Origin of the sequence: Variovorax sp. KBS0712, assembly GCF_006323185.2 — a bacterium.
Classification (GTDB): Bacteria; Pseudomonadota; Gammaproteobacteria; order Burkholderiales; family Burkholderiaceae_C; genus Variovorax; species Variovorax boronicumulans.
Genome location: NZ_VCCD02000002.1, coordinates 92,494 through 114,222 on the forward strand (window position 1 = coordinate 92,494; position 21,729 = coordinate 114,222).

Here is a 21,729-nt window from a genome sequence, read left to right on the forward strand (position 1 = left end):
GGTCAGCCGAGCAAGCGCGCGAGCGTGAGCAAGGCCAGCAGCACCATCCACATCACGACCGATCGCCAGACCAAGCCGACCACGCTGCGAAGGTGGCCGGGCTCAGGCTCGCGACCCGGCGTGCTGCCGCTGTCCAGGCGCCGGCCGACGCTCGGCGATTCGCCGGCCTGCGCGCGCGGCAGCGGATCGGCCACCGGGATCGGGCTCAGCGAGCCGCCGCCCAGACGCACGTTCACCGCGCCGGACGTGGCCGCGAGGATCACGCCATCGTTCTCGTTGGGGAAGCGCCGCGCATCGTTGCGCCAGCAGTCGATGGCCTCTTCGAAGCTGCCGACCACGGCGAAGCCGAGCGCCGTGATGCGCGCGGGCAGCCAGTCGACGGCATGCCAGGCCCGCTCGGCCGCGTCCTGCACCGCCACGCTCGAAGGCTGCACCGGCGCGCCGTTCTTGTGGGCCCAGTAGCGCGCGACGAACTCGCTCATGCGATAGAACACCGCGCCCGCCGGCCCCAGGCCCAGGGCGGCGAGCACCGAGAACCAGGCCAGCACGCCGAAGACATGGCGGTGCGCCGCAATGACCGAATGCTCGATCACGTGGCGCACGATTTCACTGCGCGGCAGCTCGGCGGCATCGACGCCCTGCCAGTGCGCCAGCAGCGAGCGCGCGAGCGGCTCGTCGCCCTCGTCGAGCGCATCGCGGATGTCGGTGAAGTGGTGGCTGAACTGGCGAAAGCCCAGCGTCATGTAGAGCACCGCGACGCTCCACAGCACGGCGAACGGCAGGCCCAGCGTGAGCACCAGCAGCCAGTGCACGCCCAGCGACAGCAGCGTGGGCACGAACACCGCGAGCCCCCAGGCGATCCATCCGTGGTGCGGCTTGCCCGCATCGAAGTTGCGGCTGGTCCAGCGCGTCCACGCCAGGACGCCGCCGTACACGGGGTTGTGCGGGCCCAGCGGCCGCACCTGCTCGATCAGCAACGCGCACAGGATGGCAAAGAAGCTCATCCTTCGATGATAGCGAGAGCACCTGAAGGTTTTGGCCCCAGGTGGCGCCCGATCAGGCTCAGGCGGCGAGGAAGCGGTAGAGGTTGCGCAGCATGCCCGCGGTGGCGCCCCAGACGAAGCGCTCGTGCGGCCCGTCGACGTACGGCATCGAGTACCACTCGCGACGGACCCCATCGGTGGCGCTGACCGCGTGGCGGCGGTGGTTGGCCGGGTCCATCAGCCAGGCCAGCGGCACCTCGAAGGCCTCGGCCACCTCGAACGGATTGATGTCCAGCACGAAGTCGGGCTGCACCAGCGCGACCACCGGGGTCACGACGAACGAGGTGACCGTCGTGTAGGTCGGCAAGGTGCCGAGCACCTCGATGAACTGCGCCGACAGGCCCACCTCTTCCCAGGCTTCGCGCAGGGCGGCGGCCTGGATGTTGGCATCCTCGGGGTCGACGCGCCCGCCGGGAAAGGCCACCTGCCCCGAATGGGTCGACAGGTGCGTGGTGCGCTCGGTGAGCAGCACGGTCGCGCCTTGCGGTCGCTGCACGATCGGTACCAGCACGGCGGCCTGGGCCGGCACGCGGTCGGTCATGCGGGGCTCGCGGCGAAGCTCGGGCGTCCACACGGGCGGCGAGGCGAAGCGCGCGCGCAGGGCCATTGCCGTCAGCTGCGTCGGCGCCACCGCCGGCAGACCATCGCTTCCGTCCACGAAGGGCGCCTGGCGCGGGTCGATCTGCAGCAACGCGGGCGGCACCACGGCATTGACGGGCTCGACGACGGCGGAGGACGTGGGGGCGGAAGTGGAGGAGGTCAAGAGAGGATGCGGCCTGTGGCGGAATGAAAGGAGTAGAGCGTAAAAATGGAAAACTGTCTTGAAGCGCGGCGCCAACGCAAAAAGCCGCCAGAGCGGCGGCTTTTTGAGCAGAAAGGACGGCGCCTGATTAAGCGGCCGACGCAGCCTTCTGCGACTTGCCCGGCAGCTTTTCCTTGATGCGTGCCGAACGACCGCTGCGCTCGCGCAGGTAGTACAGCTTGGCACGGCGCACGTCGCCGCGGCGCTTGACTTCGATGCCGGCGATCAGCGGGCTGTAGGTCTGGAACGTACGCTCCACGCCTTCGCCGCTGGAGATCTTGCGCACGGTGAAGCCGCTGTTGAGGCCACGGTTGCGCTTGGCGATCACGACGCCTTCGTAGGCCTGCACGCGCTTGCGGCTGCCTTCGACGACGTTCACGCTGACGATGACCGTGTCACCGGGCATGAAATCGGGGATGGTCTTGCCGAGACGGGAAATTTCTTCCTGCTCGAGGGTCTGGATGAGGTTCATGATTTCCTGGATATCGATCGTTTCGGGCTGCACTAAAGGCGCCGTGGGCTTTGGCGGAAGAACCACCAACAAACCGGGCGCGGCCGGACAGAGGATCGGGGAATCGCGGATTATAGCTTTTTTTTCAGCGCGGCCTCATCGGCCTTGTTGAGCTTGCCTGCCGCCCGTGCGGCATCGATCAGCTCGGGGCGCCGCGCGGCCGTGATGGCCAGGCGCTGGTCGCGCCGCCAGCGCTCGATCTGCGCATGGTGGCCCGAGAGCAGCGGCGCCGGAACGCCCTGCCCGTTCCACTGCTCGGGCCGTGTGTAGTGCGGGCAGTCGAGCAGGCCGTCGAGCGCCGGGTTGAAGCTGTCCTGCACATGGCTGGCCTCGTCGCCCAGCACGCCGGGCTGCAGCCGCGCCACGGCGTCGAGCAGCGCCATGGCCGCGATCTCGCCGCCCGAGAGCACGAAGTCGCCGAGGCTGACCTGGTGGGTGACACGCGCATCGATGAAGCGCTGGTCGATGCCTTCGTAGCGTCCGCAGACCAGCACCGCACCCTCGCTCGCCGACCAGCGCTCGACAGCCTCGTGGCGCAGCGCCTCGCCGATGGGCGAGAACAGCACCACCGGTGCCGGTGCGCCGCGGGCCGCCAGCGCGGCATCGAGGCAGGCCGCCAGGGGCTCGGCCATCATCACCATGCCGGGTCCGCCGCCGAACGGGCGATCGTCCACGCGCTTGTAGTTGCCCTGGGCGAAATCGCGCGGATTCCACAGCACGACCTCGACCTGCTTCGATTCGTAGGCGCGGCGCGTCACGCCGCTGGCCATGAAAGGCGCGAACAGTTCGGGAAAAAGCGTGAGGACGTCGAAGCGCATGCGCGCGCGGCCCGGATCAGAAATCGGGTTGCCAGTCGACCGTGATGAGGCGGCCGGGCAGGTCGACCTTGTCGACGAAGACCGAGACGAACGGCACCATGCGCTCGATGGCCTTGCCGTCTTCTTCGGCCGCCAGCACCAGCGTGGTCTGCGGGCCGGTGGCGAGCAGTTCGCGCACCGTGCCGAGCACGACGCCTTCGCGGTTGACGACCGACAGGCCGATCAGGTCGACCCAGTAGTACTCGTCGTCGCCGGCGGTCGGGAAGCTCGAACGCGGCACGAACACGCGCGCGCCGCGCAGCGCCTCGGCCGCATTGCGGTCGGGCACGTCCTCGGACGAGGCGACGATGCAGTCGGAATGTTCTTTGGCTTCGCGAACCGCGAGCCGGAAAGCGGCGGGTGTGGAGGCTCCGGGAGCCTGCAGGAACCAACGCTTGGAAGAAAAAAGCGCCTCGGGCTGGGCGCTGTGGGGCAGGACCTTGAACCAGCCCTTGATGCCCCAGGCATCGGCGATGCGTCCGACCTCGATCGCATCCGCCGGCAGTTCGGCGGCTTCGAGTGTGGGCAGCATCGCCGTGCGGGCGGCTTAGGCGGCCGCCTTGGGGGCCGCGGCAGCGGCTTGCTTGATCAGGCGCAGCACCGTGGGCGAAGCCTGGGCACCGACGCTCTTCCAGTACGCGAGGCGGTCCTGGGCGATGCGGATGCTTTCTTCGTTTTCCTTGGCGGTCGGGTTGTAGAAGCCCAGGCGCTCGATGAAGCGGCCATCGCGGCGAACGCGCTTGTCCGACACGACGATGTTGAAGAACGGACGGCCTTTGGAGCCGCCGCGGGAGAGTCGAATGACGACCATGATTTATCCTTGGGTGGTCAGCGAGCCAGTTCAAATAGAAAGAGGCCCGCTCACGATGTTCTTCCAGCGTCGAGACACGCGACATGGCCACCCGGCCAGCGCACGCTGAAAAGCCCACGATTATAGCCCGACCCGGGTTTTTCTCCGAATTCCGGCCCCGCGCCGCCGCCCTCACCCGCATGACCCTCACCCTCCGCCCCAGCCGCGACGAAGACATCGCAGCCATCACGGCCATCTATGCGCACCACGTGCTGCACGGCACCGGCACCTTCGAAACCGAGCCCCCGTCCGAGGCCGACATGGCCGCCCGGCGCGCCGATGTGCTGGGCAAGAACCTGCCCTACCTCGTCGCTGAAGAAAACGGCGAAGTGTTGGGTTTTGCCTACTGCAACTGGTTCAAGCCCCGGCCGGCCTACCGGTTTTCGGCCGAAGACTCGATCTACATGTCCGAGGCCGCGCGCGGCAAGGGCGTGGGCGCGCAGCTGCTGGCGGCGCTCTCGCAGGCGGCCGAAGCGGCCGGCGTGCGCAAGCTGATCGCGGTGATCGGCGACTCGGCCAACGCCGGCTCGGTCGGCGTGCACCGCAGCCAGGGCTTCACGCACGTGGGCGTGCTGAAAGACTGCGGCTGGAAGTTCGACGCCTGGCGCGACGTGGTCCTGATGGAAAAAGTACTCGGCGAAGGCAGCCGCACCAAACCCGAATGATGTGATGAAGAAAATGAAAAGCAAGACCGTCGCCGCCTGGCTCTCCTTCCTCGGTGGCCCGCTGGGCCTGCACCGCTTCTACCTGCGCGGCATGGGCGACTGGCTCGGCTGGCTGCTGCCCATTCCCACCGCGCTGGGCATCTACGGCATCGAGCGCTTGCGCATGTACGGCGTGGACGACGGCGTGAGCTGGGCGCTGATCCCGCTGCTCGGCTTCACGATCGCGGGCTGCGCGCTGATGGCGATCATCTACGGCCTGATGACGCCCGAGAAATGGAATGCGCGCTTCAACGCTGGCGCAGCGCCCGACGCCGCGCCGGGCCAGACCAACTGGCTCACGATCGGCGCCGTGGTGGCGTCCCTGTTCTTCGGCAGCTCGATCCTGATGGCGAGCATCGTGTACAGCTTCCAGCACTACTTCGAACACCAGATCGAAGAAGGCCGAAAGATTTCACAGTAACTGTTGCTCGCCCCCAGGCTGCGCGCACTTCGTGTCGCTTCGCCAACCCCTACCGGGGGCGAGCCGGCCGCTTCGGGTGGCCGTGCGCGGCGGCCCCCACGAATGAAGAAGAGACAGCGCGCGCTGTTTCAGCGCCTTAGAAAATCTGCCAACTGAACCAGTAAGCCATCGCCGCCACAAAGGCCGAGGCGGGAATGGTCAGAACCCAGGCCCAGACGATGTTCCCCGCCACGCCCCAGCGCACCGCGCTGGCGCGCTGCGTGGCACCGACGCCGACGATGGCGCCCGTGATGGTGTGCGTGGTCGACACCGGAATGCCCAGCGCGGTGGCCAGGAACAGGGTCAGCGCCCCGCCGGTCTCGGCGCAGAAGCCGCCCACGGGCTTGAGCTTGGTGATCTTCTGGCCCATGGTCTTCACGATGCGCCAGCCGCCGAACATGGTGCCCAGTGCAATGGCCGCGTAGCAGCTCACGATGACCCAGGTCGGCGGCACCGCGTCGCTGGCCGAGGCGTAGCCGGTGGCGATCAGCAGCATCCAGATGATGCCGATGGTCTTCTGCGCGTCGTTGCCGCCGTGGCCCAGGCTGTAGGCGCCGGCCGAGACCAGCTGCAATCGCCGGAACCAACGGTCCACGCGCGACGGCGTGGCACGCCGGAAGCCCCAGGCCACCACGATCATCATCAGCGAGCCCAGCAGGAAGCCCAGCAGCGGCGACACGAAGATGAAAGCCACGGTCTTCCAGATGCCCGAAGCCACGAGGCCGCTGGTGCCCGTCTTGGCGATCACGGCGCCCACGATGCCGCCGATCAGCGCGTGCGACGAGCTGCTCGGGATGCCGTAGTACCAGGTGACGAGGTTCCAGCTGATGGCGCCGATGAGCGCCCCGAACACCACGTGCACGTCGACCACCCCGGGCTGGGCGATGCCCTTGCCCACGGTGGCCGCCACGCTCAGGTGGAAGACGAAGATCGCGATCAGGTTGAAGAAAGCCGCGAACACCACGGCCTGCCCCGGCTTGAGCACGCCGGTGGACACCACCGTCGCGATCGAATTGGCGGCATCGTGGAAGCCGTTCATGAAGTCGAACAGGATCGCGAGCGCGACCAGCACCACCACCACCCAGAGGGCGACCTGCACCGTTGTCATCGGCTGCTACCCGCTCAGGAATTCTCGAGGACGATGCCCTCGATCACGTTGGCCACGTCCTCGCACTTGTCGGTGATCGTCTCGAGCAGCTCGTAGATCGCCTTGAGCTTGATGACCTCGCGCACGTCCGGCTCCTCGCGGAACAGCTTGCTCATGGCGCTGCGCATCACGCGGTCGGCGTCGGATTCGAGGCGGTCGATTTCCTCGCAGGTCTTGAGCGTGGCCTCGGCCACGGCCGGGTCGGCGATCTTGCCGAGGTACTTGACGGCGTCCTTGAGGCGGTCGCAGCACTTCACGCTCAGGGCCGTGAGGCGCACGATCTCGTCGGTCATGTGGCGCACGTCGTACAGCGCCATGGTCTCGGCCGAGTCCTGGATCAGGTCGGCCACGTCGTCCATCGTGTTGATGAGCTTGTGGATCTGCTCGCGGTCGATGGGCGTGATGAAGGTCTTGTGGATCAGGCGGTTGACGTCGTGCGTCACGCGGTCCGCGGCGCGCTCGGCGTTGTCGACGTCGCGGTTGTACTGTTCGCGCAGGTGCACGTCCGCATAGTGGGTGACGAGCTGCTCGAACGCACGCGCCGCCTCCACGATGCGCTCGGCATGCTGGTTGAACATTTCAAAAAAATTGCCCTCTCGGGGCAGCAGCTTGCCGAACATGGAAAAAACTCCTGGGACGCGCCAATCACAATTTCATGACGCCTTCGTGAAAACTTCCCGAGTTTAACGGGCGCGACCGGAACGACCGGTCGGGCCGACCTTCGGGCCCCGGCGCGACAGGCTCGCTCAGGCCGGCAGCCGCGGTGCCACGACCAGCCGCATGCACGCGGCAACGCCGGCGAGATCGGGCAGTTGCGGCCGCATGCCGGCGGCCCCCGAGGGTCAGCGGATTTTCTGGATGACCTGGCCGGTCACGCGCGCCAGCGCGGCGCGTGGCACCTTGTCGGGTGCGATCTCGGCCAGCGGCTTGAGCACGAAGGCGCGCTCGCGCATGCGCGGGTGCGGCAGGGTCAGCGTGGGGCTTTCGATCACCGAATTGCCGTGCATCAGCAGATCGAGATCGAGCGTGCGCGGCGCATTGGGAAAGGGCCGCTCACGGCCGGCCAGCGTTTCCAGGCGCTGCAGCGCGATGAGCAGCTGCTCCGCGTCCAGCCCGGTGCGCACGGCCACCACGGCGTTGATGAAGTCGGGGCCTTCGGCATCGACCGGCGCGCTGCGGTAGAGCGACGAGCGGGCCGTGACCTGGGTGCGTTGCAACGCACCGATGGCAGCCATGGCCTCCTTCACGGTCGCCTCGGCATCGCCCAGGTTGGCGCCGATGGCGACGAAGGCCTGCACGGTCGGGTAGTCCTCGCGCGGACCGCGTGGACGCGAAGGCGCGCGGCGCGCGGGCGGGTCGCTCTTGCTGCCGGCCGATGGCGGCTTGCTTGCGGCGCGCGGCGCGGGCTTGCCCCCCTTGCCCCCCTTGCCCCCCTTGACGGCCTTTGCGGCCTTGGCAGCCGGGGCGCTCTTCTTGCCGTCCTTCGGCCGGTCGGGCGTGCTCATTCGCCTGCGGCGCTCCCGCCGCCCTCGCTGCCGCCACCACCGCTACCGCCGCCCACCGGGCGCGGCTTGCGCCGGCGCTTGCGCTTGCGCGGCGCGGCCGCTTCGCCGTCCGGCGGCACGGCGTCGGCCTCGATGTCGGGGCCGTCTCCGTCGTCCGACTCGGCTGCGGCCTGCTTCTGGCGCGCCGGTTGCTCGCTGCGCGGCTTGGGCGCAGCGGCCGGGTCGCGCAGGCGCACGCGCTGGCGCACCTTCTGTTCTTCGCGGACCTGTTCGAGCAGGTCCTGGCGGCGCAGGTCGTCGGCGGTGCTGAACTCCTGCCACCACTCGGCGATGGCTTCACCGACCTCGCCCACGTCGGCACGCAGGCGCATGAAGTCGAAGGCCGCGCGGAAGCGCGCCTGCTCGACCAGGCTGTAGGGCGTGGAGCCGGTGCGCTTGTCGAAGCGCGGCTGCATCATCCAGATCTCGCGCATGTCGGCGGCCAGCTTGCCGCGGCCCGACACGTCGCCGATGCGCGAATTGAACACGTCGTCGATCGCGTCCTGCAGCGCCGGGAAGGGCGGCTGCGGGCGCTGGCCGTGCCGGCCTTCCTGGCGCTGGGCCCAGCCGTCGCGCACGTCGGCCCACAGCACGCAGGCCAGCAGGAAACTGGGCGCCACGGGCTTGCCTTCGCCGACGCGGCGGTCGGTGTCTTGCAGGGCGGCCTTCACGAAGGGCTGGTCGGCGCGCTCCACCACCACGTCGAGCAGCGGATAGATGCCGGTGGCGAGCCCCAGCTTGCGCAGTTGCTCGACCGTCGCGATGGCGTGGCCGGTCTGCAACAGCTTGAGCATCTCGTCGAACATGCGGCTTTGCGGCACGTCGGCCAGCAGCTTGCTCGATTCGATGAGCGGCGCGGCGGTCTTGGCTTCCATCTTGAAACCGAGCGCTGCGAGCTTGGCCGAGAAGCGGATGGCGCGAATGATGCGCACCGGGTCTTCGCGGTAGCGCGTGACCGGGTCGCCGATCATGCGCAGCGTGAGCTTCTGGGCGTCCTTGATGCCGTTGTGATAGTCGACCACGACCTGGTTGGCCGGGTCGTAGTACATGGCGTTGACGGTGAAGTCGCGGCGCGCCGCATCTTCTTCCTGCGGGCCCCAGACGTTGTCGCGCAGCACGCGGCCGCTGGCGTCCACGGCGTGCTTCATGCTCGCGAGTTCGCCCTTGCTGGTGCGTTCGTTGCCGGCCACCTGTTCGGCGGCGGCGCTGTCCATGTAGGCGCGGAAGGTCGAGACCTCGATCACCTCGTGCTCGCGGCCCCGGCCGTACACCACGTGCACGATGCGAAAGCGCCGGCCGATGATGAAGGCGCGGCGGAACAGCGACTTGACCTGCTCGGGCGTGGCGTTGGTGGCCACGTCGAAATCTTTCGGCCGCAGGCCCAGCAGCAGGTCGCGCACCGCGCCGCCCACCACATAGGCCTCGTAGCCGGCCTGCTGCAGCGTGGTGACCACGTTCTTCGCGCGTTCGTCGACCAGGGCGGGATCGATCTTGTGAACCTCTGCCGGCACCTCCTGGCGCTTGCCGAAGCGGCTCTTGCCCTGCGTGCTGCCGGCGGACTTGCCGAGCAGCTTGTCGATGAATTTCTTGATCATTGGTTGTTTTTCGAGGAGGAGCAGGCGCTTCTTCTTATCTGTCTATTCGTTTTCGAGCATGGAGCGGATCAGCGGAATGGTGATCGCGCGTTGGGTCTGCAGGGCGTAGCCGTCCAGCTGCGACAGCAGCTCCATCAGGCTGCCCAGGTCGCGGCTGAAGCGGTGCAGCATGAAGTCGAGCACGTCGTCGGACAGCATCACGCCGCGCGCGTCGGCCGCCTGGCGCAGCACCGCGCGGCGTTCGCTTTCGCTCAGCACCTGCAGATGGAAGACATGGCCCCAGCCGAGGCGGGTGCGCAGGTCTTCGCGCAGCGGCAGGTCGGCCGGCGGCAAGGCGCCGGCGGCGACCACGCCGCGTTGCAGGGTCTGGGCGTTGACAAACCAGTTGAAGGCCGCGTGCTGCTGCACCGCGGTGTAGAGGTGGACGTCGTCGAGCAGGACGGCGCCCCAGCGCTCGTCGAACTCGGGCGGCTCCAGCAGGCCGGCGTGCAGCCAGCCCACGCTGGCGCCCTGCTCGGCCAGTGCGACACGCACGGATTCGAGCAGGTGGGTCTTGCCACTGCCGCTGTCGCCCCAGAGGTAGGTCGGCACCGGCGAGTGCAGCGCAGGGCTGCCGTCGGCGCCGCCCACCCACACTTGCAGGTGTCGCAGCGCCGCCTCGTTGGGGCCGGCAAAAAAGGCGTCGAAGCTGGGGCCCGTCGCAATGCCGATATCGAGCGCGAGCTGTTTCATCCCGGGAAGGTTCATGGAGGGGGCCCGGAGGGCCCTTAAAATCGTGAGGAATTCTATCGGCCCGGCCGCCTCGGTCGCCGGCGCCTCCCCTGCCCGCCCTTCCTCGCCGCTTCGCGAACCTTTTCGCTCCTTCTTCTCGACACCGCCCGCCCATGACCTCCTCCACGCCCACCCCGCTCAGCTACAAGGACGCCGGTGTCGATATCGACGCAGGCGACGCCCTGGTCGACCGCATCAAGCCGCTGGCGAAGAAAACCATGCGCGAAGGCGTGCTCGCCGGCATCGGCGGCTTCGGCGCCCTGTTCGAAGTGCCCAAGCGCTACAAGGAACCCGTGCTGGTGAGCGGCACCGACGGCGTGGGCACCAAGCTCAAGCTAGCTTTCGAATGGAACATGCACGACACGGTCGGCATCGACCTCGTGGCCATGAGCGTCAACGACGTGCTGGTGCAGGGCGCCGAGCCCCTGTTCTTCCTGGATTACTTCGCCTGCGGCAAGCTCGACGTGGACACGGCCGCGGCCGTGGTCGGCGGCATCGCCCGCGGCTGCGAAATCTCGGGTTGCGCCCTCATCGGCGGCGAAACCGCCGAAATGCCCGGCATGTACCCGGCCGGCGAGTACGACCTGGCCGGTTTTGCGGTCGGCGCGGTCGAAAAGTCGAAGATCCTCACCGGCCAGAACGTCAAGCCCGGCGACGTGGTGCTGGGCCTGGCCTCGGCCGGCGTGCATTCCAACGGTTTCAGCCTCGTGCGCAAGGTGATCGAGCGCGCCGGCGCCGACCTGCCCGCCACCCTGGACGGCAAGCCCTTCCGCGAAGCCGTGATGGAGCCCACCCACCTGTACGTGAAGCCCGTGCTCGAGGCGCTGGGCAAGCACCCGATCAAGGCCCTGGCCCACATCACCGGTGGCGGCCTGCTCGAGAACATCCCGCGCGTGCTGCCCGAGGGCACCGCCGCCCACCTGAAGAAGGGCAGCTGGCCCCAGACGGAGCTGTTCGCCTGGCTGCAGAAGGTGGCCGGCATCGACGACATCGAGATGAACCGCACCTTCAACAACGGCATCGGCATGGTCGTGGTGATCGATGCAGCCGAAGCCGCCGCCTGCGCCGCCACGCTGCGCGCTGCCGGTGAGTCGGTGCACGAGATCGGCGTGATCGCCGAGCGCGGCGACGGCGCGGCCGTGGTCGTCGCCTGATCGCGCGCCCGTTCTTTTTTCTTTTTCTCACCGCACGCCCCGCTCCCCGGATGGCCACGCCGCTGCCCGACGCCACCCTCGCCGCCCCGCCCCCGGCCGCCGCCTCCCGCCACGTGGTACTGGCCAGCTACCTGCTGATGCTCGCGGGGCTGATGCTCGTGATGTGGCAGCACCTGCTGCCGGGGCTGCTGTGCGTGTGCATCGGCTTCCTGGTAGCACGCTGGTTCGCCCGTCTGCTGGGCGGCTGGCTGTCGCGCCTGAAGCCCCTGCGCTCCGCCGCCGGCAGCCTGGCCCGGGTGGTGGCGGTCACGCTGGTGCTGCTGGGCCCGATCGGCCTGGTCACGCTGGGGTTTTCGCAGGCGCGCGAGTACGTGCTCGATGCGCCCGACCAGTACCGCGAACTGCTCGACTACACGGCCCGCACGGTGCTCGAACTGCGCTCCAAGCTGCCGCCCGACATCGCCGTCTACCTGCCCGAGGGCGCGGCCGAGGTGCAGCGCATCGTCGCCAACTACCTGCGCACGCAGGCCGGCTCGCTCGCCATGGCCGGGCGCGCCTGGCTGGGCGGGCTGCTGTTCGCCTACGTGGGCCTGATCATCGGCGCGCTGGCCGCCGTGGCGCCGGCGCCGGCCCAGCGCCGGCCGCTGGCGCAGCAGATGTTCCAGCGCATCACCACCTTCGGCGAGGCCTTCGGCCAGATCGTGGCGGCGCAGTTCTGGATCGCCGCCTTCAACACGCTGCTGACCGCGATCTTCCTGCTGTTCCTGATGCCGCTGTGGGGCCTGGAACTGCCCTACACGCCCGCGCTCATCACGCTGACCTTCGTGGCCGGGCTGGTGCCGATCGTGGGCAACCTGGTCTGCAACTCGGTGATCACGCTGGTGGCGCTGTCGGTGTCGCCGGTCACGGCCGCGGCCTGCCTGGGCTTCCTGATCCTGATCCACAAGGCCGAGTACGTCATCAACGCCAAGGTGGTCGGCGCACGCACGCAGATGCGCGTGTGGGAGCTGCTGTCGGTGATGTTCGTGGCCGAGGCGGTGTTCGGCCCCGCCGGGCTGGTGGCGGCGCCGCTGTACTACGCGTACCTGAAAAAAGAACTGCACGCGGGCGGCCTCGTCTAGAGGCTGATTGATGTCCTGATCTGATCGGTTCCGGTCCGCTTTGGCGCGGACGAAGCGCTGGCGGCGCCCAAGAATAGGCGGCATCATCCACTTTGCCTTGCCCGCCACCGCCATGACCACCTGTCTGATTGTGATCGACGCCCAGGAATCGTTCCGCCACCGCCCCTACTGGAACGCGGCCCTGCTCGCGCCCTACCTCGAGGCCCAGAACGCGCTGATCGCCGGCGCCGTGGCGGCCGGACTGCCGGTCGTGCGCGTTTTCCACGTCGATGCGCCGGCATCCCCCGCCAACCCCTTCGCGCTCGAATCGGGCCATGTGCGCCCGATCGAGGGCCTCGCGTCCTTTGAGGCGGCCGCCACCTTCACCAAGCACCGCCACAGCGCGCTGGTCAACAGCGGGCTCGACGTATGGCTCACGCAGCACGGCATCCGCCGCCTGATCGTGAGCGGCATCCGCACCGAACAGTGCTGCGAAACCACCACGCGGCACGCCTCGGACCTGGGCTGGGAGGTCGACTACGTGACCGACGCCACCCTCACCTTCGACATGGTGCAGCCCGACGGCCGGCAGCTGTCGGCCGCCGACATCAAGGCGCGCACGGCGACCGTACTGGACGGGCGCTTCGCCACGGTCTGCAGCGTGGCGCAGGCGTTGGCGCGGGCCACGGAAGGCGCGACCGCATGAGCGCCGCGCCGGGCCGCCCCAAGCAAGCTCGCACCGAAGTGCGAAGCACGGAGGTATTTCAATGACCCCGCTGCGCGTGCGCATCCTGGCCTACGACGGCGTCGAGGCGCTCGACTTCGCCGGCCCCTTCGAGGTCTTCACCACCGCGGCCCGCGTGCACCAGCGCCTGCAGCCGGGTGCGCCCGCGCCCTTCGAGGTCGCCTCGGTCGCCCACACCCGCGCCGGGGAACCGGTGCAGGCGCGCGCCGGCCTGCGGCTGCTCGCCGACCACACGCTGGCCGATGCCGCCGCCACCGCCGACGTGCTGGTCATCCCCGGCGGCGTGGTCGATGCGCCCATGGCGAGCCCCGACACCCTGCGCTGGATCGCCCGGTGCGCGGCCGGCGCGCAGCTGGTCGCCTCGGTCTGCACCGGCGTCTTCCTGCTGGCGCAAAGCGGCGTCGTGACGCGCGAGGCGGTCACCACGCACTGGGAAGACCTCGCCGACCTGCGCGCCCAATTCCCGCAACTCGACGTGCGCGACGGCGTGCGCTGGGTCGACACCGGCCGCATCGTCAGCTCGGCCGGCATCAGCGCGGGCATCGACATGAGCCTGCATCTGGTCGAACGCCTGGCAGGGCGCGACCTGGCCGAGCGCACCGCGCGCCAGATGGACTACGCATGGACCTGCAACGAGCCCCTGTCCGCGTAGTCTTCGTGCTCCTGCCCGACAGCCTGGTGCTTGACTGGGCCGGGCCGGCCGAGGCGCTGCGCATCGCCAACCAGCGGCTGCGCGCAGCGGGCCAGCCCGAGCGCTTCGTCATCGAATTCGCGGGGCCGCGCCCAACCGTCATGGGCTCGGTCGGCGTCGCGCTTTCGGGACTGTCGCCGCTGCCGGCGCAGTGGGATGGCCCGGGCTGGGTGGTGCTGGTCGGCCTGCCGGGCGACACCATCGCGACCGACACCCCCGAGGCGCAGGACCTGCTGCACTGGCTGCGCGGCCAGCGCTTCACGCGCGGCGGCGTCGAGCTGGTCACGGTCTGCGCGGGCGCCCTGCTCGCGGCGCACGCGGGCGCGCTCGCGGGCCGGCGCGTCACCACGCACCACCATCACCTGGACGAGCTGCGCGCCGTGGAGCCGCGCTGCGAGGTGGTGAGCAACCGCGTGTTCGTGATCGACCCGCCGGTCTACAGCAGCGCGGGCGTCACGACGGGCATCGACCTGATGCTGCACCGCATCGCCGACACCTGCGGCGAGGCGCTGGCGGCCCAGGTGGCGCAGGCGATGGTGGTCGCGCTGCGGCGCGGCCCGCACGACCCGGAGCTGTCGCCCTTTCTCGCCTACCGCAACCACCTGCACGCGGCGCTGCACCGGGTGCAGGACGCGGTCAGCGAACAACCGCAGGCCGACTGGAGCGTGCCGCGCATGGCCGAGGTCGCCCACACCTCGGCGCGGCACCTGACGCGCCTGTTCGTCGAGCACGCGGGCGTGGCGCCGCTGGCCTACCTGCGCCGGCTGCGGCTGGCCGCAGCGCAACTGGCGCTGGCCTCGGGTGCCAGCGTGACGCGGGCGGCGGAGCTGTCGGGCTTCGGCTCGGACACGCAACTGCGCCGCGCGTGGCACCAGTTCGGGTTGCCGGGCTCGCCCTCCGCGGGCACGTCCGCGCCCGTCCGCTAAGGCTTGTCGCCGCAGGCCTCTGCGCGCGCCCGCAGCAGCGCCTGCTCGCGCGTGTTGCGCGTGAGCGAGGCGGCGCGCTGGAACTCCCGGCGTGCCTCGTCGTGGCGGCCCAGCTTGAAGAGCAGGTCGCCGCGCACGGTCGGCAGCAGGTGGTAGCCCTTCAGCGCGGGCTCGTCCTGCAGCGCATCGACCACCTCCAGCCCGGCCGCCGGCCCGAAGGCCATCGACAGCGCGACCGCGCGGTTCAGCTCGACGATGGGCGACGGCGACAGCGCGTCGTACAGCGCCGCGATGCGGGCCCAGTCGGTCTCGCCCGCGGTGCGCGCACGGGCGTGGCAGGCGGCGATGGCGGCCTGCAGCGCGTAGGGGCCGAGCGCGCCGCCCAGCGCTTCGGCGCGCGCCAGCGCCGCCAGGCCGCGGCGGATCAGCATCGGGTCCCAGCGTGCGCGGTTCTGGTCGAGCAGCAGCACCGGTTCGCCCGAGGCGCCCACGCGCGCGGCGGTGCGCGAGGCCTGGATTTCCATCAGCGCGACCAGCCCGTGCACCTCGGCCTCGCCGGGCACCAGCTCGGCCACGATGCGGCCCAGACGCAGCGCCTCGTCGCACAGCGCGGGGCGCATCCAGTCGTCGCCGGCGGTGGCCGAGTAGCCCTCGTTGAAGATCAGGTAGAGCACCTCGAGCACCGAGGCCAGCCGGGCTTCGAGCTCGTGGCGGCGCGGCACCTCGAAAGGCACGCGCGCCTCGGCCAGCGTGCGCTTGGCACGCACGATGCGCTGCGCCACGGTGGCCTCGGGCACGAGAAAGGCGCGCGCGATCTCGTCGGTCGTGAGGCCGCCCATCAGCCGCAGCGTGAGCGCCACGCGCGCCTCGGTCGAGAGCACGGGATGGCAGGCGGTGAACACCAGGCGCAGCAGGTCGTCGCCGATGTCGTCGTCGAGCGCCGCATCCACCGCCTGCGCGAAGTCGGCCTCGGCCATGGCGTGCAGCGCATCGAGCTCGCGGCCGATCTCGGGCGCCTTGCGCTCGGCCAGTTGCACGTGGCGCAGGCGGTCGAGGGCGCGATGCTTGGCCACCTGCGTGAGCCACGCGGCGGGGTTGTCGGGCACGCCGTCGACGGGCCACTGCTCGAGCGCGGCCACCAGCGCGTCCTGCGCCAGCTCTTCGGCCAGGCCCACGTCGCGCACCTTGCGCGCGAGCGCGGCGATGATCTTCGCGGACTCGATGCGCCAGACCGCCTCGATGGCGCGGTGGATGGCGGCGGTGTCTGGTCCGCTGCTCATGCGGCCTCGCTGCGGCGCGGCGGGCCGGATAGCATGCGGCCATGACACCACGCCTCGTCTTGTGGAGCCTGGGTTTCGCGTTCGGCCTCGCCTGCGGGGGCGTCCGGGCGGACGACCTCGCCGTGGAGCGCAACAGCCTGGGCATGGCCTTCGTGCGATTGCCGGCCGGCGAATTCCTCATGGGCAGCGACGAGGCGCCCGAGGCGCTGGCGCGCGACTACCCCCAACTGCCCAAGGAGCGCTTCACCCAGCTGGCCGACGAAGGGCCGGTGCACAAGGTGCGCATCACGCGGGCGTTCTGGATGGGCCGGCACGAGGTGACGGTGGGCCAGTTCCGGCGCTTCCTCGAGGCCTCGGGCTACGTGCCCGAATCGGTGGCCGACGGCACCGGCGGCTACGGCTGGCGCGCCGACTACGACCCCGCCACCACGCGGCGCGGCGACGCCTTCGAGGGCCGCGACCCACGCTACTCGTGGCGCAACCCGGGCTTCGCGCAGGGCGACGACCACCCGGTGGTCAACGTGAGCTGGAACGACGCGCAGGCGCTGGCCGCCTGGCTGAGCCAGACGGAGGGCCGGCGCTACCGCCTGCCGACCGAGGCCGAGTGGGAGTACGCCTGCCGCGCCGGCACGCGCACGCGCTACAGCACGGGGGACGATCCGGCCACGCTGCTGCGCGGGGCCAATGTGTTCGACACGCGCAGCGCCGCGCATTGGCCGCGCTGGCGCGCGATGGCGCTCGCGGGCGACGACGGTTTTGCCTTCACCGCCCCGGTCGGCAGCTTCGCGCCGAACGCCTGGGGCCTCTACGACATGCACGGCAATGCGTGGGAGTGGGTGGCCGACTGGCATGGCGACGAATACTACGCGCGCTCCCCGGCCGACGACCCTCAGGGCCCGGCCACGGGCACCGTGCGGGTGCGCCGCGGGGGCTCCTGGCACACCTGGGCTTTCTATGCCCGCTCGTCGTACCGCAACTGGAATGCGCCGGACACACGCTACACGCTGGTGGGCATCCGGCTGGTGCGAGAAGACTAGGGCCCGCTTACTTCTTCAGGGTCTGCTGCATCGACGTGAACTCGCTCGCCACGTCCTGCACCTCGGGCGAGAAGTCCTCCATCTCCTGCACCTGGCGGATCTCGATGACCTCGTTCTCGCTGCCCGGACAGCGGCTCGCCCATTCGATGGCCTCGGCGCGCGAGGCGACGTCGATCAGCCAGTAGCCGCCCAGCACTTCCTTGGCCTCGGCGAAGGGGCCGTCGACCACCTTCGGCTTGCCGCCCGGAAAGCTCACGCGCGCGCCCATCGACGGCGGATGCAGGCCCTCGCAGCCGATCAGCACGCCGGCCTTCTGCAGGGACTCGTTGAAGGCCATCATCGACCCCACGCGTTCGACGTCGTCGGGCACGGTGCCGGGCGCGGCGTTTTCGTAGCCGTGGGGAATCATCAGCAGCATGAATCGCATGATCGTTTCTCCTTCGAGGAATGGATGAGGTTCAGCGGCCGGCCTTGGCAGCCGACTCGGCGCGCAGGCGGTCTTCCTGCGCCAGCAGCTCGGGCGTCATGGCGTCGCCGAAATCGGTGGCCTCGAAGACCTGGCGGATCTCGATCTCGCCTTCCTGGAACGGGCTGCGCTTGATCCACTCGATGGCCTCTTCCTTCGACTTGACCTGCAGCAGCCAGAAGCCCGCCAGCAGCTCCTTCGTCTCGGTGAAGGGGCCGTCGATGACGGTGCGCTTCTTGCCTTCGCAGCGCACGCGCGCGCCCTTGGAGCTGGGGTGCAGCCCTTCGCCCGCCAGCAGCACGCCGGCCTTGACCAGTTCCTCGTTGAACCGGCCCATCTCGGTGAGGATCTCGGTGCTCGGCATCACGCCGGCTTCGGAATCCTTGCTCGCCTTGACCAGAACCATGAATCGCATGTCGTTTCTCCTGAAAGTGGGTGGGGATCGGGAGACGCCGGAATCTGCGTGCTCCTGTTCACACGTCGCGCGAGCGGGCCACGGATCGACACGGCCGCATCGATCTGCTTGTAATTTTGTGTTTCAGAGATAGCCGCAGAACCGCAGCACGTGGCCGTCGGGTTCGCGGATCGCGAATTCGCGCAGGCCCCAGGGCTGGGACGTGGGCGGCTCGATGATGGTCACGCCGCGCTTCACATAGGCGGCGTGCAGGCCGTCGATGTCCTTGCCGACGTGGATCACGATTTCGCCGCGCCAGGGCCGGGCCTCGCGGCTGCCGCATTGCCACAGGCGCAGGTACACGGGGTCGCCATAGCTGCGGTCGCCCTTCATCACGCGGGCGTAGCTGGGCGGCTCGCCGGCGATGAAGTCGATCTCGAAACCCAGCACCTCGGAAAACCAGCGCGCGGCGCGCGAGACGTCGGACACCGGCAGCACCGGCTGCACGCCGTGGAATTCGTGCAGCGTGCCCAGGTCGGGCGCCGCGCTCACGCCGGTGCGGGTGTCGGTCATGGCGTTGGGGCGGTCAGTTGGCCAGGCGCCGCAGCAGCGCCACGCGCTCGGCGATCGCGTCGATGTCGAGCGCGTCTTCGGCGTTGGCGAGGTAGGTTTCGAGGTCGCGCACGGCCAGCGCCGCATGGCCCTGCTCGGCATGCGCCACGCCGCGGTCGCGGTGCTCGCCCCAGGCGGTGGGCAAGAGGGCAATGAGGCGGTTCTGCACCGCGATGTAGCGCGGCCAGTCTTCCTGGGCGTGGTGCACTTCCTTCAGGTTGCGCAGCATGCGCGCGATGATCTCGCGCGGGCTCGCGGGCTGCAGGTACAGGCCCAGCGGCACGTCGAATTCGCCGACCAGCCCGTTGCCGCGCTTGTAGGGTTCGAGCCGCTCGCCCAGCTCTTCGCGCGAGAGCGACTTGCCGGTGAACGGGTCGATCACGACCTGCCCCTTGGGCAGCGTGACCTTGACCATGAAATGCCCCGGGAAGCTGATGCCGCGCGTCTGCAGGCCCAGGCCCTGGGCCAGCTCCATCCACAGCACGGCCAGCGAGATCGGGATGCCGCGGCGGGTGCGCAGCACGGCGTTCAGGTAGCTGTTGTCGGGGTCGTAGTAGTCGTTGACGTTGCCGCCGAAATTCAGGTCGCTGAAGAAGAACTGGTTCAGCGCGCGCAGCCGGGCCAGCGGCGCGGCGTCGGCCGGCAGGCGGCGCTTGAGGCGCGCGAGCAGCTGGTCGACGTCGCCCAGCACCTGCTGCACGTCGAGTTCGGGGTATTCGTCCTGCGCGATGCTGGCGGCCGCTTCGAGCAGCGGAAAGTGGTCATCGCTGCCGACCAGCGACTCGAAATATTCCAGTGCCGTGGGAACCTGGTAGCTGAACGTCATATGGCTTTGTAGAGGAGCCCGCAGGGAGCGTCAAGGCAGTGTTTTCCGGCTCGCCAACGGCGCTTCAGCGGCGCATGAAACTGCGCAGGCGCACGCCCGCGGCGGTGAGCACGGCGAAATAGAGCAGCGCGGCGCCGGCGATGAGCGCGGCCAGCAGGCCGATGCGGTGCAGGCGCTGCGCGCGCAGGCCGACCCAGTCGAAATAGTGCGCGCCCCACGCCAGCAAAACCGCCAGCACCACGGTGCCCAGCAGCACCTGCAGCGCAAACTTGCCCCAGCCGGGCTCGGGGGTGTAGCTGCCGCGGCGGATCAGGCCGATCAGCAGCCACAGCGCGTTGACCAGCGCACCGATGCCGATGGTCAGCGTCAGCGCCGCGTGCTGCAGCAACGGCACCAGGAAGAAGTTGAGCACCTGCGTGAACACCAGCACCGTCACGGCGATCAGCATGGGCGTGCGCGTGTCGTGCTTGGCGTAGTAGCCGGGCGCGAGCACCTTGACCGCCACGAGGCCGACCAGCCCCACGCCGTAGCCCATGAGCGCCACGGTGGTGCGGCCCACGTCCTCGCCGGTGTAGGCGCCGTTGTGGAACAGCACCGCCACGAGCGGCTTGGCGAACAGCAGCAGCGCCACGGCGCACGGCGCCGCCAGCAGCACCACGAGGCGCAGGCCCCAGTCGAGCAGCGAGGAGTAGCGCGCGTCGTCCTTGGCGGCGCGGGCGCCGGCGAGCTGGGGCATCAGCACCACGCCCAGCGCCACGCCGAGCATGGCGGTGGGAAACTCCATCAGCCGGTCGGCGTTGGTGACCCAGGTCACGCTGCCGGTGGCCAGGTGCGAGGCGATCTGCGTGTTGATGAGCAGCGAGATCTGCGCCACGCTCACGCCCAGCAGCGCCGGCAGCATGAGCTTCATGACCTTGCGGGTGGTCGGATCGGTCCACGCGGCGCGCAGCGCCTTGAAGCTGGCGCCGATGCGCGGCATGAGCCCCAATGCGCGCAGCGCCGGAATCTGCAGGGCCAGCTGCAGCACGCCGCCGACCATCACGCCCACGCACTGGGCGTAGATCGGCTCGATGCCGTAGCGACGGAACAGCGGCGCGCCGATGGAGATCGACAGGATCAGCGCGATGTTGAGCAGCACCGGCGACGCCGCCGGCACCGCGAACTTGCGCCAGGTGTTGAGGATGCCGCCCGCCAGCGCCACCAGCGACATGAAGCCGATGTAGGGGAACATCCAGCGCGTCATGACCACGGCGGCGTCGAAGCCCTGCAGGCCGCTGGCCATGGCCCAGACCAGCAGCGGCGCGCCGGCCACGCCGGCCACGCACAGCACCACCAGGGCCCAGGTCAGCAGCGTGGCGACGTGGTCGACCAGCTCCCGGGCGCCCTCCTGCCCCGCCTCGGTCTTGCGCGCGGCCAGCACCGGCACGAAGGCCTGGCTGAAGGCGCCCTCGCCGAACACGCGGCGAAACAGGTTGGGGATGCGAAAGGCGACGTTGAAGGCGTCGGTGAGCGCGCTGACGCCGAACACCGAGGCAAACAGCACGTCGCGCACGAGGCCCGTGATCCGCGAAGCGAGGGTCAGCAGGGAGACGGTGGAGGCGGATTTGAACAGGGACACGGGGGCGAGTGTAGGGCTGCGAAAGGTGGCAAAAGCAGGCAATTCGGCAAAAACCGGAACCCGGCCTATAATGGAGGGCTTTGCTGCATCATCCTCAGACACCTAAGGAACACTAAATATGGCATCCGCCAAGCCCAAGAAGAAGAACCCGCGCCTCGCGTCGGGCCGCAAGCGCGTCCGCCAGGACGTCAAGCTCAACGCTGCGAACACCTCGCTGCGCTCCAAATACCGTACCGCTGTCAAGAACGTCGAAAAGGCTGTTCTGGCTGGCGACAAGACCAAGGCAAGCGAACTGTTCGCGAAGGCCCAGAGCATCGTCGACACCGTCGCCGACAAGGGCATCTTCCACAAGAACAAGGCCGCCCGCGACAAGAGCCGCCTGTCGGCCAAGGTCAAGGCCCTCGCCCTGGCGCCTGAAAAGGCCGCCGCCTGACACCTGTCAGGCAAGCCCGGACCGGAATCCTCCGGTCCGCCGTTTGATCGGGGTGCGCTGCAGCAAGCAAAAGTGAAAAACCGCCTTCGGGCGGTTTTTTCATGGGCGCTCGAAAAGCATCCAGGCGCGAGCAACCTGCGCAGCCCAAAAAAAAGACCTGGAA

26 protein-coding genes are annotated in these 21,729 nt (G+C 69.3%); 9 read left to right on the plus strand and 17 right to left on the minus strand.

What is annotated here, in order from left to right; all coding sequences use genetic code 11:
• Nucleotides 1–2: 2 nt before the first annotated feature.
• From FFI97_RS17340 to rpsP, 6 genes are all read right to left on the minus strand, one after another.
• Complete coding sequence (locus FFI97_RS17340; RefSeq protein ID WP_062475069.1) at nt 3–1,004, minus strand: CobD/CbiB family protein; 1,002 nt, start codon at nt 1,002–1,004, stop codon at nt 3–5.
• A gap of 58 nt (nt 1,005–1,062) precedes the next feature.
• Nucleotides 1,063–1,806, minus strand: a complete 744-nt coding sequence (locus FFI97_RS17345; RefSeq protein WP_185993654.1) for a CoA pyrophosphatase — start codon at nt 1,804–1,806, stop codon at nt 1,063–1,065.
• Between the two features lie 127 nt (nt 1,807–1,933).
• Nucleotides 1,934–2,317: a 50S ribosomal protein L19 gene (gene rplS, locus FFI97_RS17350; RefSeq protein ID WP_056572437.1), complete on the minus strand. Its 384-nt coding sequence runs from the start codon at nt 2,315–2,317 to the stop codon at nt 1,934–1,936.
• Between the two features lie 110 nt (nt 2,318–2,427).
• The gene (trmD, locus tag FFI97_RS17355) at nt 2,428–3,174 is read right to left on the minus strand and encodes a tRNA (guanosine(37)-N1)-methyltransferase TrmD (RefSeq protein WP_139701983.1); all 747 of its coding nucleotides are present in this window, start codon (nt 3,172–3,174) and stop codon (nt 2,428–2,430) included.
• 16 nt (nt 3,175–3,190) lie between these two features.
• On the minus strand, nt 3,191–3,745 hold the full coding sequence (gene rimM, locus FFI97_RS17360) for a ribosome maturation factor RimM (RefSeq protein ID WP_139701982.1): 555 nt from the start codon (nt 3,743–3,745) through the stop codon (nt 3,191–3,193).
• A gap of 15 nt (nt 3,746–3,760) precedes the next feature.
• Entirely contained in the window at nt 3,761–4,024 is a 264-nt protein-coding gene (gene rpsP / locus FFI97_RS17365; RefSeq protein ID WP_007831311.1) for a 30S ribosomal protein S16, read from the minus strand.
• A gap of 179 nt (nt 4,025–4,203) precedes the next feature.
• Here rpsP and FFI97_RS17370 point away from each other — a divergent pair, with 179 nt between their 5' ends.
• Both FFI97_RS17370 and FFI97_RS17375 read left to right on the plus strand, forming a co-directional pair.
• Nucleotides 4,204–4,728, plus strand: a complete 525-nt coding sequence (locus tag FFI97_RS17370) for a GNAT family N-acetyltransferase (protein WP_139701981.1) — start codon at nt 4,204–4,206, stop codon at nt 4,726–4,728.
• A gap of 13 nt (nt 4,729–4,741) precedes the next feature.
• On the plus strand, nt 4,742–5,188 hold the full coding sequence (locus tag FFI97_RS17375; RefSeq protein WP_070062592.1) for a TM2 domain-containing protein: 447 nt from the start codon (nt 4,742–4,744) through the stop codon (nt 5,186–5,188).
• A 136-nt stretch (nt 5,189–5,324) separates the two neighbouring features.
• On the opposite strand, the gene FFI97_RS17380 is transcribed toward FFI97_RS17375, so the two are convergent.
• The 5 genes from FFI97_RS17380 to hda all read right to left on the minus strand — a co-directional run bounded on the left by FFI97_RS17380 (nt 5,325) and on the right by hda (nt 10,245).
• Complete coding sequence (locus tag FFI97_RS17380; RefSeq protein WP_062475084.1) at nt 5,325–6,335, minus strand: inorganic phosphate transporter; 1,011 nt, start codon at nt 6,333–6,335, stop codon at nt 5,325–5,327.
• A 14-nt stretch (nt 6,336–6,349) separates the two neighbouring features.
• Nucleotides 6,350–6,994, minus strand: a complete 645-nt coding sequence (locus FFI97_RS17385; RefSeq protein WP_056571891.1) for a DUF47 domain-containing protein — start codon at nt 6,992–6,994, stop codon at nt 6,350–6,352.
• Between the two features lie 222 nt (nt 6,995–7,216).
• Complete coding sequence (gene folK / locus FFI97_RS17390; RefSeq protein WP_139702105.1) at nt 7,217–7,879, minus strand: 2-amino-4-hydroxy-6-hydroxymethyldihydropteridine diphosphokinase; 663 nt, start codon at nt 7,877–7,879, stop codon at nt 7,217–7,219.
• Nucleotides 7,876–9,513, minus strand: coding sequence for a polynucleotide adenylyltransferase PcnB (pcnB, locus tag FFI97_RS17395; RefSeq protein WP_144004476.1), 1,638 nt, complete (start codon nt 9,511–9,513; stop codon nt 7,876–7,878). The genes folK and pcnB overlap by 4 nt, the downstream gene beginning before the upstream one ends.
• A gap of 42 nt (nt 9,514–9,555) precedes the next feature.
• Nucleotides 9,556–10,245 (minus strand): DnaA regulatory inactivator Hda, encoded by a 690-nt coding sequence (gene hda, locus FFI97_RS17400; protein ID WP_056571899.1) that lies wholly within the window; start codon nt 10,243–10,245, stop codon nt 9,556–9,558.
• A 152-nt stretch (nt 10,246–10,397) separates the two neighbouring features.
• Here hda and purM point away from each other — a divergent pair, with 152 nt between their 5' ends.
• The 5 genes from purM to FFI97_RS17425 all read left to right on the plus strand — a co-directional run bounded on the left by purM (nt 10,398) and on the right by FFI97_RS17425 (nt 14,900).
• Nucleotides 10,398–11,438 carry a phosphoribosylformylglycinamidine cyclo-ligase gene (gene purM, locus FFI97_RS17405; RefSeq protein WP_062475090.1) on the plus strand — a complete coding sequence of 347 codons (1,041 nt, stop codon included), beginning with the start codon at nt 10,398–10,400 and terminating at the stop codon, nt 11,436–11,438.
• Nucleotides 11,439–11,488: 50 nt separating this feature from the next.
• Nucleotides 11,489–12,559 carry an AI-2E family transporter gene (locus FFI97_RS17410; protein ID WP_139706486.1) on the plus strand — a complete coding sequence of 357 codons (1,071 nt, stop codon included), beginning with the start codon at nt 11,489–11,491 and terminating at the stop codon, nt 12,557–12,559.
• Nucleotides 12,560–12,671: 112 nt separating this feature from the next.
• Nucleotides 12,672–13,244 (plus strand): isochorismatase family protein, encoded by a 573-nt coding sequence (locus FFI97_RS17415; protein ID WP_139706489.1) that lies wholly within the window; start codon nt 12,672–12,674, stop codon nt 13,242–13,244.
• A gap of 61 nt (nt 13,245–13,305) precedes the next feature.
• The gene (locus FFI97_RS17420; RefSeq protein ID WP_139706490.1) at nt 13,306–13,935 is read left to right on the plus strand and encodes a DJ-1/PfpI family protein; all 630 of its coding nucleotides are present in this window, start codon (nt 13,306–13,308) and stop codon (nt 13,933–13,935) included.
• Complete coding sequence (locus tag FFI97_RS17425) at nt 13,905–14,900, plus strand: GlxA family transcriptional regulator (protein ID WP_139706492.1); 996 nt, start codon at nt 13,905–13,907, stop codon at nt 14,898–14,900. Before FFI97_RS17420 ends, FFI97_RS17425 begins: the two co-directional genes overlap by 31 nt.
• On the opposite strand, the gene FFI97_RS17430 is transcribed toward FFI97_RS17425, so the two are convergent.
• Complete coding sequence (locus FFI97_RS17430; protein ID WP_139706494.1) at nt 14,897–16,180, minus strand: RNA polymerase sigma factor; 1,284 nt, start codon at nt 16,178–16,180, stop codon at nt 14,897–14,899. The genes FFI97_RS17425 and FFI97_RS17430 overlap by 4 nt on opposite strands.
• A 143-nt stretch (nt 16,181–16,323) precedes the next feature.
• Here FFI97_RS17430 and FFI97_RS17435 point away from each other — a divergent pair, with 143 nt between their 5' ends.
• On the plus strand, nt 16,324–17,217 hold the full coding sequence (locus FFI97_RS17435; protein WP_260685144.1) for a formylglycine-generating enzyme family protein: 894 nt from the start codon (nt 16,324–16,326) through the stop codon (nt 17,215–17,217).
• Between the two features lie 7 nt (nt 17,218–17,224).
• Here FFI97_RS17435 and FFI97_RS17440 read toward each other — a convergent pair whose 3' ends face one another.
• The 5 genes from FFI97_RS17440 to murJ form a co-directional block, all read right to left on the minus strand.
• Complete coding sequence (locus tag FFI97_RS17440) at nt 17,225–17,644, minus strand: YciI family protein (protein ID WP_139706498.1); 420 nt, start codon at nt 17,642–17,644, stop codon at nt 17,225–17,227.
• A 31-nt stretch (nt 17,645–17,675) separates the two neighbouring features.
• Nucleotides 17,676–18,098, minus strand: coding sequence for a YciI family protein (locus FFI97_RS17445; RefSeq protein ID WP_139706500.1), 423 nt, complete (start codon nt 18,096–18,098; stop codon nt 17,676–17,678).
• A gap of 123 nt (nt 18,099–18,221) precedes the next feature.
• Nucleotides 18,222–18,650: a bleomycin resistance protein gene (locus FFI97_RS17450; RefSeq protein ID WP_056571928.1), complete on the minus strand. Its 429-nt coding sequence runs from the start codon at nt 18,648–18,650 to the stop codon at nt 18,222–18,224.
• A gap of 13 nt (nt 18,651–18,663) precedes the next feature.
• The gene (locus FFI97_RS17455; protein ID WP_062477211.1) at nt 18,664–19,515 is read right to left on the minus strand and encodes a SirB1 family protein; all 852 of its coding nucleotides are present in this window, start codon (nt 19,513–19,515) and stop codon (nt 18,664–18,666) included.
• 64 nt (nt 19,516–19,579) lie between these two features.
• A complete protein-coding gene (murJ, locus tag FFI97_RS17460) occupies nt 19,580–21,133 on the minus strand; it encodes a murein biosynthesis integral membrane protein MurJ (protein ID WP_139706502.1) in 1,554 nt (517 codons plus the stop codon).
• Between the two features lie 118 nt (nt 21,134–21,251).
• Here murJ and rpsT point away from each other — a divergent pair, with 118 nt between their 5' ends.
• The gene (rpsT, locus tag FFI97_RS17465) at nt 21,252–21,566 is read left to right on the plus strand and encodes a 30S ribosomal protein S20 (RefSeq protein WP_056571937.1); all 315 of its coding nucleotides are present in this window, start codon (nt 21,252–21,254) and stop codon (nt 21,564–21,566) included.
• Nucleotides 21,567–21,729: the final 163 nt, after the last annotated feature.

Excerpts from the sequence above, each read along its gene's own strand:
- FFI97_RS17340 (WP_062475069.1), bottom strand. The coding sequence starts at position 1,004 with ATGAGCTTCTTTGCCATCCTGTGCGCGTTGCTGATCGAGCAGGTGCGG.
- rplS (WP_056572437.1), bottom strand. The coding sequence starts at position 2,317 with ATGAACCTCATCCAGACCCTCGAGCAGGAAGAAATTTCCCGTCTCGGC.
- trmD (WP_139701983.1), bottom strand. The coding sequence starts at position 3,174 with ATGCGCTTCGACGTCCTCACGCTTTTTCCCGAACTGTTCGCGCCTTTC.
- rimM (WP_139701982.1), bottom strand. The coding sequence starts at position 3,745 with ATGCTGCCCACACTCGAAGCCGCCGAACTGCCGGCGGATGCGATCGAG.
- rpsP (WP_007831311.1), bottom strand. The coding sequence starts at position 4,024 with ATGGTCGTCATTCGACTCTCCCGCGGCGGCTCCAAAGGCCGTCCGTTC.
- FFI97_RS17370 (WP_139701981.1), top strand. The coding sequence starts at position 4,204 with ATGACCCTCACCCTCCGCCCCAGCCGCGACGAAGACATCGCAGCCATC.
- FFI97_RS17375 (WP_070062592.1), top strand. The coding sequence starts at position 4,742 with ATGAAAAGCAAGACCGTCGCCGCCTGGCTCTCCTTCCTCGGTGGCCCG.
- FFI97_RS17380 (WP_062475084.1), bottom strand. The coding sequence starts at position 6,335 with ATGACAACGGTGCAGGTCGCCCTCTGGGTGGTGGTGGTGCTGGTCGCG.
- FFI97_RS17385 (WP_056571891.1), bottom strand. The coding sequence starts at position 6,994 with ATGTTCGGCAAGCTGCTGCCCCGAGAGGGCAATTTTTTTGAAATGTTC.
- folK (WP_139702105.1), bottom strand. The coding sequence starts at position 7,879 with ATGAGCACGCCCGACCGGCCGAAGGACGGCAAGAAGAGCGCCCCGGCT.
- pcnB (WP_144004476.1), bottom strand. The coding sequence starts at position 9,513 with ATGATCAAGAAATTCATCGACAAGCTGCTCGGCAAGTCCGCCGGCAGC.
- hda (WP_056571899.1), bottom strand. The coding sequence starts at position 10,245 with ATGAAACAGCTCGCGCTCGATATCGGCATTGCGACGGGCCCCAGCTTC.
- purM (WP_062475090.1), top strand. The coding sequence starts at position 10,398 with ATGACCTCCTCCACGCCCACCCCGCTCAGCTACAAGGACGCCGGTGTC.
- FFI97_RS17410 (WP_139706486.1), top strand. The coding sequence starts at position 11,489 with ATGGCCACGCCGCTGCCCGACGCCACCCTCGCCGCCCCGCCCCCGGCC.
- FFI97_RS17415 (WP_139706489.1), top strand. The coding sequence starts at position 12,672 with ATGACCACCTGTCTGATTGTGATCGACGCCCAGGAATCGTTCCGCCAC.
- FFI97_RS17420 (WP_139706490.1), top strand. The coding sequence starts at position 13,306 with ATGACCCCGCTGCGCGTGCGCATCCTGGCCTACGACGGCGTCGAGGCG.
- FFI97_RS17425 (WP_139706492.1), top strand. The coding sequence starts at position 13,905 with ATGGACCTGCAACGAGCCCCTGTCCGCGTAGTCTTCGTGCTCCTGCCC.
- FFI97_RS17430 (WP_139706494.1), bottom strand. The coding sequence starts at position 16,180 with ATGAGCAGCGGACCAGACACCGCCGCCATCCACCGCGCCATCGAGGCG.
- FFI97_RS17435 (WP_260685144.1), top strand. The coding sequence starts at position 16,324 with ATGGCCTTCGTGCGATTGCCGGCCGGCGAATTCCTCATGGGCAGCGAC.
- FFI97_RS17440 (WP_139706498.1), bottom strand. The coding sequence starts at position 17,644 with ATGCGATTCATGCTGCTGATGATTCCCCACGGCTACGAAAACGCCGCG.
- FFI97_RS17445 (WP_139706500.1), bottom strand. The coding sequence starts at position 18,098 with ATGCGATTCATGGTTCTGGTCAAGGCGAGCAAGGATTCCGAAGCCGGC.
- FFI97_RS17450 (WP_056571928.1), bottom strand. The coding sequence starts at position 18,650 with ATGACCGACACCCGCACCGGCGTGAGCGCGGCGCCCGACCTGGGCACG.
- FFI97_RS17455 (WP_062477211.1), bottom strand. The coding sequence starts at position 19,515 with ATGACGTTCAGCTACCAGGTTCCCACGGCACTGGAATATTTCGAGTCG.
- rpsT (WP_056571937.1), top strand. The coding sequence starts at position 21,252 with ATGGCATCCGCCAAGCCCAAGAAGAAGAACCCGCGCCTCGCGTCGGGC.